Origin of the sequence: Shewanella sp. SR44-3, assembly GCF_014163735.1 — a bacterium.
Lineage (GTDB): Bacteria > Pseudomonadota > Gammaproteobacteria > Enterobacterales > Shewanellaceae > Shewanella.
In genome coordinates this window covers 1-992 of sequence record NZ_JACJDV010000095.1, presented here as the reverse complement: position 1 = coordinate 992, position 992 = coordinate 1, and the positions used below count along the sequence as shown (strand labels likewise).

Sequence of the window (992 nt, the reverse complement as noted above, 5' to 3'; positions counted from 1 at the left end):
GGCGTTCGAAATTCTGTGTCAGGTTAAGTTTAAATTTCGAGCACGCTGTCTAAACGTCCTTCAAAATAAATCGCTAACTGAGATAGACAAAGGCTCCAATTGTGAATGGGCATTGTCCATTTATTCGAGGCGTTCAATATGCCAGCATAAAGTAGCTTCAACAAGCTATTTTCATTAGGAAAAGCCCCTTTAGTTTTGGTTAACTTCCTAAATTGACGGTGTACCGCTTCCACCGCATTGGTGGTGTAAATCACTTTTCTGATGTGCTCCGGATACTTAAAATAGTGCGATAAATTGTGCCACTTACGGCGCCAAGAATTAATAACAAGTGGGTAAGCCTCGCCCCATTTTGCTTCTAGTTCATCTAACGCTAGCTCCGCCGCTTCCTTGCTCACCGCGCGATAAACACACTTCAAATCGGCCATGAACGCCTTCTGATTTTTCGAGGCGACGTACTTCATTGAGTTGCGAATTTGGTGAATGATGCACAGCTGCGTCTCTGTATTCGGGAAGATACTGGCGATGGCTTCAGGAAATCCCGTCAGGCCATCAACACAGGCGATAAGGATGTCTTTTACGCCGCGATTATTAAGATCGGTCAGCACAGATAACCAGTAATTAGCGCCTTCATTTTCAGATAAATGCAGGCCGAGTATTTCTTTTTTTCCTTGCATATTAAGGGCTAACAGGGTGTACACCGCTTTGCTGATGTAACGGCCATCTTCTTTGACTTTGTAATGTATCGCATCGAGCCAGACAATCGGATAATGGCTATCGAGTGGGCGCTGTTGCCAGGCTTTTAGCTCAGGAATGAGCTTATCAGTTATGGCGTTAATGGTCGCGCTGGAGACATTAATGCCGTACATCTCCTCGACGTGCTGATTGATGTCACGGTAGCTCATGCCCATGCTGAACATTGACAGCACTTTGCGGTCAATTTCATCGGTGAGCGTGGTTTGGTTCTTCTTGATGAGCTGAGGTTCAAAGGAGCC

Annotated in this window: 1 protein-coding gene; it reads right to left on the bottom strand. The window is 45.6% G+C overall.

Annotated elements, in window-relative coordinates:
- Positions 1–29: 29 nt before the first annotated feature.
- On the bottom strand, positions 30–992 hold a 963-nt coding region (locus tag H5073_RS17955; RefSeq protein ID WP_182680924.1), incomplete at its 5' end, for an IS256-like element ISSde5 family transposase.